This window comes from Actinomadura rubrisoli (assembly GCF_004349215.1).
Taxonomy (GTDB): Bacteria; Actinomycetota; Actinomycetes; order Streptosporangiales; family Streptosporangiaceae; genus Spirillospora; species Spirillospora rubrisoli.
Genome location: NZ_SMKU01000751.1, coordinates 1 through 912 on the forward strand (window position 1 = coordinate 1; position 912 = coordinate 912).

The 912-nt window shown below is 68.5% G+C and carries 1 protein-coding gene; it reads left to right on the forward strand.

Annotated elements, in window-relative coordinates:
* Nucleotides 1–126 precede the first annotated feature (126 nt).
* Nucleotides 127–897: a transposase family protein gene (locus E1298_RS47270; protein ID WP_131903882.1), complete on the forward strand. Its 771-nt coding sequence runs from the start codon at nt 127–129 to the stop codon at nt 895–897.
* Nucleotides 898–912: the final 15 nt, after the last annotated feature.

The following is a 912-nucleotide window of genomic DNA, read 5'->3' on the forward strand; positions in this document are numbered from 1 at the left end:
GAGCCTTTTCCATCTTGATCGTGCTGGTCACAAGGTGGTTGCGGTGGACTGAGTCGGCCGGTGACGCGACGAGGCTCCTGGTAGATGCGAAGTCGACCAAAACAACCGCCCTGCCAGGAGCCTCTGGTGTTGTTCTACCGTGCTGCGCTGGATCTGTCGCCCGCAACCCGTGCCTTCGTGGCCGAGCTGATCGCAGGCCACCGCGACCGGATCGGCTCCCGATGGCGAGCACTCAAGCCCGGCCGCCAGGCGCTGCTGGTACTGGTGCACCTGCGCTGCAACGAGACCTTCGCCCGCCTGGCCGCCGCGTTCGGCGTCGGCCTCGCCACCGCGCACCGCTACGTCAGCGAGGTCATCGCCCTGCTCGCCGACCTGGCACCCGACCTGCGCGAGGCGATGCGGACCTGCCAGCGCAAGGCCTACGTCATCCTGGACGGCACCCTGGCCCCGATCGACCGGCTGTCAAGGGCGGGCGACCGGCTGTACTACAGCGGCAAGCATCACCGGCACGGGGTGAACATCCAGTTCCTGACCGACCCGCACGGCCGGCTGATCTGGGCGTCGCCGGTGTTGCCCGGCTCGACGCACGATCTCACCGCGGCCCGCGTCCACGGCATCATCGACGCGCTCACCAGCCGGGCGATCGCCTGCTACGCCGACAAGGGATACGTCGGCGCGGGCGGCGCGATCGGCACGCCGTACAAGCGGTGGAAGGGCCGCAAGCTCGGGAAACGCAAGAAGCTGTTCAACCGGCACCACGCCAAGGTCCGCGCGCTCGGCGAGCAGGGCGCCGCCACCCTCAAGAGCTGGTGCATCCTGCGGAAGGCTCGCTGCTCACCAAGCCGCCTGACCGCGATCGTCCAGGCGATCCTCGCCCTGCACCATCACGCCAACTGAGGTTGGAAAGACCTC